General features: G+C 56.1%; 6 protein-coding genes. 3 read left to right on the forward strand and 3 right to left on the reverse strand.

Going from position 1 to position 7,461, the window contains the following annotated elements; all coding sequences use genetic code 11:
- The 3 genes from ABX962_RS24845 to ABX962_RS24855 form a co-directional block, all read left to right on the forward strand.
- The coding region (locus ABX962_RS24845) for a hypothetical protein (RefSeq protein WP_372723307.1) at window positions 1–1,369 on the forward strand (1,369 nt) is incomplete at its 5' end.
- Window positions 1,370–1,596: 227 nt separating this feature from the next.
- Window positions 1,597–2,952 (forward strand): PQQ-binding-like beta-propeller repeat protein, encoded by a 1,356-nt coding sequence (locus tag ABX962_RS24850; protein WP_372723309.1) that lies wholly within the window; start codon window positions 1,597–1,599, stop codon window positions 2,950–2,952.
- Window positions 2,953–3,029: 77 nt separating this feature from the next.
- On the forward strand, window positions 3,030–4,517 hold the full coding sequence (locus ABX962_RS24855) for a hypothetical protein (RefSeq protein ID WP_372723311.1): 1,488 nt from the start codon (window positions 3,030–3,032) through the stop codon (window positions 4,515–4,517).
- Here ABX962_RS24855 and ABX962_RS24860 read toward each other — a convergent pair.
- The 3 genes from ABX962_RS24860 to ABX962_RS24870 form a co-directional block, all read right to left on the reverse strand.
- Entirely contained in the window at window positions 4,503–5,255 is a 753-nt protein-coding gene (locus ABX962_RS24860) for a polyprenol monophosphomannose synthase (RefSeq protein ID WP_372723313.1), read from the reverse strand. The genes ABX962_RS24855 and ABX962_RS24860 overlap by 15 nt on opposite strands.
- Window positions 5,256–5,385: 130 nt before the next feature.
- A complete protein-coding gene (locus ABX962_RS24865) occupies window positions 5,386–5,805 on the reverse strand; it encodes a hypothetical protein (RefSeq protein WP_372723315.1) in 420 nt (139 codons plus the stop codon).
- 12 nt (window positions 5,806–5,817) lie between these two features.
- On the reverse strand, window positions 5,818–7,461 hold a 1,644-nt coding region (locus ABX962_RS24870), incomplete at its 5' end, for an ExeA family protein (RefSeq protein ID WP_372723316.1).

The raw sequence follows: 7,461 nt of genomic DNA on the forward strand, positions 1-7,461 counted from the left end.
GCGGAGCCCGATGACCATGCCGAAATCATCATTGTCGGAATTTGATTGGAAATGTCAGCCACAAGCCGCCATGCGGATCGATCAATGGACCGAAGAGTTTGTGCGTGACAATCGCTTTGTCGCCAACTTGCAGACACGGATGTTAGCGGAAACTGGGACACGATTGAGCGATTGGCTCGATCACATTTCGCTGCCGTTTTCCGTGGAAACCGAATCGCTGCTGTCGCAATCAGGTTTCCAATTACGACATGAACCTGGCGACGCGATTTGGCAGCACCCCGACGGCTTGTTTCCTGATGTGGTACTAGGGAGCTTCTCTAAACGACGACTGACCATCCAAGTCGAATCGGTAGTCGATTTCCTCGTCGCTCATCGCGTGACGAATCCGATCCAAGGACGGCCCTATTCGTCACTTCGACTCGCGTGCGTTTCGGAAACCGAGTCGACAGAGTTTTGGGTGGCCGAGCGGCACGGGGATGTCGGTTTCAAACCGAGTGAATCGGCCGAGATCAACGTAGATGCGATCCTGACACACCAGGAAGCGTTCTTGTTACGGCAACGTGACTTTGCTTCGGACGAAGAGGGCTTTGCCCATGCAAGCGAGCTGGTCGCTGCGGCCAAAGTGGACCTGGGCCAAGATCGCACCTGCGATTTGTTCTTTGCCGCCGAACGCCGTTACTGGGAAAGCCGCAACCAGGCAGCGCGTGTTCAAAAATCACGCCAAGACGAACTTGGACTCGGCTGGGCCAACCATGACCACCACACCTACCGCAGCAGCCGCAAGCACTTTACTCGCTTGATCTCGCTGCTGGAACAACTCGGGTTTCAGTGTCGTGAACGGTTTTACGGAGGAGCCGAAGCGGGTTGGGGAGCTCAGGTGTTAGAACAACCCGCAACCGGAGTGGTCATTTTTGCCGACGTCGATTTGACTGCTGAAGAGGTTTCGGGCGATTTTGCTCACGAACCGTTGCCGCCCCGCGATCAACTTGGCACTGTCGGGCTGTGGTGCAAACTGCACGGCGAAGCCGTTTTGCAAGCGGGCATGCATCATCTGGAATGCCAATTCGATTTTGATGCCGCACGGACTCAATTGGCCGAGCGCGGCATCCAAACGATGGCACCGTTCACCGATTTTGATTTCCTGAAACAGGCGTTTACGCAGGGAGAGATGTGGCCCGTTGCAGACGGGCGGATCGAACAAGCGGCGAATGAAGGTGTGATCACGGCCGAGCAAGCCGAGCGGTTCCGCAAATCGGGCAGCATCGGATCGCACTTAGAAATCCTGCAGCGTGACGATGGCTACAAAGGATTCAACCAAACGGGAATCAATGAAATCATCCGTAAAACCGACCCTCGTTACGCTCGCTAGTGCAGCGATTCATCTCGCGTTTGCGGTAGTGGACGAGGCGACGCGTCCCGTTTTTTGCTTTTTGCGATGGACTCGTTTGTCGAAGATTCTCGATTCTGCATTTTTGACTTCAGCCCTGGATACTTTATTTCGCTTAGAATGTCGCTGACGATTTAGCCGGTCGCGTTCATCCCGCGACCGGCATGTATGCCCCCCCTTTTTGCTCCGCAACTCTTGGACCCGACGTGATGATTTTGGACACTGCAGCGATAACGATTCGATCCTTGTTGACGCTTGCTGCGACCAGCGTGCTGGCAGCGAATTTTGCCTCGGCTGACGACTGGCCGCAATGGATGGGCCCAACCCGTGACGGCAATTACAACGAAACAGGAGTGATCGATTCGATTCCCGCCGATGGACTGCCGATCAAATGGCGGGTACCAGTGGAGGGTGGCTACGCGGGTCCCGCCGTCGTCGGAGACCGCATCTATGTGATGGATTACAAACGGACCAAGGGAACGCTCGTCGAGGAACCGGGTGCGAAACCGGAACTCGAAGGGAACGAGCGGCTGCTCTGTCTTGACGCCACTACCGGTAAACAAATTTGGAAATATGAATATCCATCCAGCTACCGAATCAGCTACCCAGTAGGTCCACGAACGACCCCGACGGTGGTCGACGGGATCGTTACCATTCTGGGGGCACAGGGCGACTTGGCGGTTCTGGATGCAGAGAGCGGAACGGTTAAGTGGCATATCAACTTGCCTAAAAAATTCAACGCCGAAACTCCGACGTGGGGATTCGCCGCACATCCGCTGGTGGTGAACGACATGGTCGTGACGATGGTAGGCGGCGAGGGTCAAGCGGTGGTCGCGTTTGACCGCAACAGCGGCGAGGTGAAATGGAAAGCTCTCTCCAGCACTGACGCCGGTTATTGTCCGCCATCGATCATCCAGGCGGGCGGCACGACTCAGTTGATTGCATGGCATCCGCAAGCGGTAGCGTCACTGAATCCGAAAACAGGCGAGACCTATTGGACCGTCCCGCTCGTTCCCGATTACGGCATGTCGATCAGCCGACCTCAGCGCAGTGGCGACTACTTGTTTGCCAGCGGAATCAAAGACAAATCGCTGATGTTGAAACTCGACGCCGATAAACCTAGCGTGACGGAACTTTGGGCCGGGGAACCCAAAATGTCACTGAGTGTTTCCACGATGACGCCCCTGATTCACGAGGGGTTGATGTTTGGAACCGATGAAACGCTCGGGGCGTTGGTTGCTGCGAAGGTCGAAGATGGTGAGCGACTTTGGCAAACCTACGAACCGGTTCGTCCCGGTCACGAACGACGTCTTAATGCCGGAACCGCCTTCGTCACTCGGCATACGCCCAGTGGACACTATTTCTTGTTTGGCGAAGACGGCCATTTTTCGGTCGCTGACATGGACGCCGATGGTTATCATTCGCGAGGCCAAGTGAAAGTGATCGAGCCCACGCAAACCGCCTTCGGACGCAAAGTCGTATGGAGCCATCCGGCTTACGCCAACAAAACCGCCTACGTGCGTAACGACAAAGAACTGGTCGCCATCGACTTGGCCAAACCCTAACACGGGAACTCACACTCCTGCGTCGTGGATCGTTAGCTCGATCCGCTACGACAATTTCCCCATTTGGAATCCATTTAATGAGATGTCTGCGTCGTGCCGCCTTGGCTGGTCTGATTCTGGCCGCCTCCTCGTCTGCCACTTTGGCGTCGGCGACGGCAGCGGACCTCTTCTTGACGCTTGGCGGTGGCTACTCGCCGTCGGGAAACCAAGCCTCGCTCGAACGCAACGTGCTGTTCTTTCAGCGATTGCTGAAGGATCGTGGTCTGGATGAAAACGAGAACGACATCTATTTTTCGGATGGCGACCATCCTGACGACGACCTGCAGGTGATCGATCGAACATCGATACCCAAAGCCAATCAGTTGATGGCCGAATTTTTTGGAAGCCAACGCGACCTCGGACTGTCGTACCGCAACCATAGCATTGACAACGTCCGCGGTTCGACAGCGCCGAAAAACATCCAAAAGTGGTTTGATGATGTCGGTTCGACGATGGAGAAGGGTGACCGGTTGGTGCTGTACGTCACTGCCCACGGCAGCGAAAGCCAGACTCGCAATCAACCCTACAACACTTCGATCTCGCTTTGGAACCACACCAAGATCACGGTCAGCGAGTTGTCAAAAATGCTGGACCAATTGCCTGAAGGGGTCAGCGTGGTGACGATCATGGTGCAGTGTCACGCGGGCGGTTTTGCTCGACTGGTGTACAACGAAGGAGATCCGGACAAAGGCCGCTCGTCACAAAAGCGAAGTGGCTTCTTTGCCACCGTTCACGATCGCCCCGCTGCCGGATGCACTCCCGATATCGACGAAGCCTCGTACGTCGAATACAGCACCTATTTCTGGGAGGCGATTGCGGGACGAACGCGACTGAATCAACCGGTCGACCCGCCCGACTATGACAACGATGGCGTGGTTTCGTTCGAAGAAGCGCACGCCTACACCATCTTGAAAAGCGATACGATCGACTTGCCGATCAAGACCTCAGGAGAATTCCTGGGCGAAGAGAGTGGTTTTCAAGATGACCAACATCCCGACTTGCTGCCGCGGGATCTGGAGTATAGCGAACTCCTGAAATATGCTACTCCGTCGGACCGTGCAGTGCTCGAGGGTTTGTCAGCGCAACTGGAACTCGAAGGCGAACATCGCTTGGAGGCGGCAGAACGCAAAAAGGACGAACGCCGACCTCGCGGACGCGGTCGATCACGTCCCACGACCACCGATAACAGTGCATCGCTGAGACGCAAAATCGCCAACGATCTGCGAGGCAAATGGCCGGCACTCGCCAACCCACTTAACCCGATCGGGATTGAGTTGATGACCGATCGCAGCGATGACTTTATCCATGCGATCGAATCCCATCCCGATTATGCCAAGTACCGCGAGCTCGCTGACGCGAACCAAAACAGCTTGAATGACCGCGAGAAATTGGTGAAGTACGAACGCTTCATTCGCACCGCCGAAGATGTGATCCTGCGAGAGAATTTGACTCGGTTAGGCGACGCCAACACCATCGCGGCGTTCGAGGCGATCATCCAAGGCGAAACCGGATCACTTAAACGCTAAGCGGAAGATTTGAAACGCCGAGCGGGCGGCTTCGCGAAACGTCAACTTGCTTTGGCCTCGCTGACGCTCGGTAAAGGTGATCGGCACCTCGGCCATCACGGCATCGCGGCGATCCAACAGCACGAGCAGCTCTTCGAGCAACGCGTAGCCTCGGCAATTCCAATCGCCGAGATTCAAGCGGCAGAGCGAATCGACGCGATAGCACCGCATCGAACCGCTGCAATCTTTGACCGGCAATCGCAAACAGAGCGTGGCAAACGAATTGACCATGCGGCTCATGATCCGTCGACGCAGCGGCCATCCAACGATCTTGCCGCCGGACACATAGCGAGACCCCACGACGACATCGATTTCGGGATTCACAGTCGCGCGCTCGAGCAACGTTGGCAATTGGGCGGGATCATGACTGAGATCCCCATCGAGATTCAAAAAATAGTCATACGAATGCTCGATCGCAGCGGACATCGCACAACGGATCGCACTGCCGAGGCCCCGTTCATGCTCGCGAACCATGACGCGTACCTGAGGATCGACGCGAGCCAAATCTAACGCGATTCCTGCGGTGCCATCGGGTGAGTTATCGTCGACGATCAACAGATCCGCTTGGGGCAGCGACGCCCGCAACCGCTCGATCATCGTCGCAATGTTCGAGGCTTCGTTGTACGTACACACCCCTACCAACACGCGGCAGCGACGATCCTGTGTAGGATTCGATGAAGGGTTAGCGGCTTCGGACAACGGCGATCGAACGGGGGCTGAAAGGGACGAACCAGGCAAACTAACATCCCTCGAATCAGCGATTCGGGACCAGTCACCCACGGAATTTTCAACACAGATTGTAGCGCCGCTGGTTCAATTTGCGACCCTGCTATGCCGCCGATTCCGAAATTCCGATCGGAGTGATCCAGCAGGGCAACGCGGCGGAGGTGTCGGCGATCCCCACCACAAAATCGGTGTCTCGCGGCGCGTCATCGGTCCACGGTCGCGCGATCGCGGCGGTCCAGGCCAAATGAAGGTGACGCCCCTCGTGATTACCACGCGAAAGGACGCGGTTGATCCGGCTCGCCTGAAACGCAAACAGGCGGTTGGACGTCGCTTGCCAAAGACCGCCGATCGGACGCAAAACGTCGAATCGCACTTGGCGGATTCCTGCATCGACAAACGCATTGCCAAGCGACTCATAAAAGGCCGCTCGCATTCCAAAACGCTTTGGCAGAATCAATGCCGGCGTCCGCTGATCCTGCTGACGAATCTGAATCATCCACTGAGCGATTTGAGAGAGCGACATTGCTTCACCTGCCTAAACTTCGCTGCCGGTTCGCATCCGCTGCAGCATGCTGTGGAAGTCGACTGACACTTCGCTTTCGTTGCGATCCAAGTAGGTCGATTTTGGCGAGCGAGATAGATCGACGTCTTCTTCGATGACTAACAAATCACTGTCGTCACGAACGGTCAATCGCAGCGAACCTTCCGAAAGATCCTTGCGGATATAGGTTTCCGGTTCACACGAATCGGCATCGCCCGCGTTGTCGTCGCGATTCAACCGCAGCGTGGCTGGCGATTCTTCGACTTCGTCGGCGATCAATTCCAAATCAGCCACTTCCTCGTTTTGCGAATCCGCCCACTGCGGATCGGATGCTTCGTGCAGTGCAAAGAAATTGGCGCCGGATGCCATGTCGGCGATGCCAATGATCTCTTGATGCAACATCGATTCGAGATCATCGCATCGATTGTCCGAGCAATAGGAATCGCATGAAATTTCCCCCGAGGCAGCAAACTCGGTCGCATGATCCTGGTCGCATTCATCGACAGCCGGCTGCGACGCCACGGGCTGAGTTGCGGGAGGTTGGTCCCGAATCGGAGCGGTGGTTTTCGCACTGCCTTTGAGACAAACCTCTTCTTCGTCATCAAATTCACCAAAGATCACGCTAGGGTCTTTGACCGTGACGCGACGTTCGGCAAGGCTGCTTACTTTCGAAACCGGAAACGAAACGAGCGAATGGTATTGAGTCTCGCCTTTGGCCATGCCTTCGCCATCGCCATCGGAAAACATCTCGGCACTGAGCATGTTTTCTCGCATCGTCGAAGCGACCAAGTCGTGATGATCGTCCGACGGATCTGAAGCAACGTCTGCCGAATTTTCACAGGCGACTTCAGCGTCGGATTCACACTCATCCGCAGCCAATGCTTCCTGTTCGTCGAGGGTGTCGACTTCGCCTCGGGAAGCGATATTAGCCAATGGGCTTGAATCAAGTTCGTCGAGCTCGCCAAATTCAACCGGGGCTCCTTGCTGTTTCACACCGGGGGCTTCGATCATCGGGCTTGGCAATTGTTGCAGTTGAGCCCAGGCGCGGTCGATCGTGTGGTCGGTGATCAAAGATTCGTCGGCAGCTTCGGCGATATCAATCGCTTCGGTCATGATTTGGTTGACCAGACGCGGCACGCCACAACAAGCATGGTGCACAGCGGCGAGCGCTTCGTCGGTAATCGTCGCGGCCGGATCGGCACCACAGCACTGGATTGTTTCGGTGACGTAGTGTCGCGTCTCGTCCGCATTCATGGGGTGCAAGTAACAACGGGCGGCGATGCGTTGCGAAAACGGCTCCATCGACGGAGCAGCAAGCGTGTCATCAAGCCGGACTCCGCCCACCACAACGGCAAACACGCGAGGTTGTCCGCCGCTTTGGATGTTGGTCGACATGCGGATCGCCTCAAGCACTTCGGCGCTGAGCGCTTGTGCTTCATCAACAATGATCAACAACCCGTCATTGGGTGGATCGTTGTCGCAAACACGATCGACCAGGGCCAACTGCAGATCGGCATCAGCGATGCCGCGGTAATCGGCACCAAGATGATGCAGCAGATGACGCAAATAGGCTGCTCGGGTGTCGATTGGCGTTTCGCCCAGGATCACAACGTCGTGAGTTTGACGATAGCGATCGAC

Source organism: Novipirellula sp., assembly GCF_041583735.1.
In the GTDB taxonomy this organism is placed as follows: domain Bacteria; phylum Planctomycetota; class Planctomycetia; order Pirellulales; family Pirellulaceae; genus Novipirellula.

What these genes read in the sequence shown, in the direction of transcription:
- ABX962_RS24850 (WP_372723309.1), top strand. Translation starts at nt 1,597, where the DNA reads ATGATTTTGGACACTGCAGCGATAACGATTCGATCCTTGTTGACGCTT.
- ABX962_RS24855 (WP_372723311.1), top strand. Translation starts at nt 3,030, where the DNA reads ATGAGATGTCTGCGTCGTGCCGCCTTGGCTGGTCTGATTCTGGCCGCC.
- ABX962_RS24865 (WP_372723315.1), bottom strand. Translation starts at nt 5,805, where the DNA reads ATGTCGCTCTCTCAAATCGCTCAGTGGATGATTCAGATTCGTCAGCAG.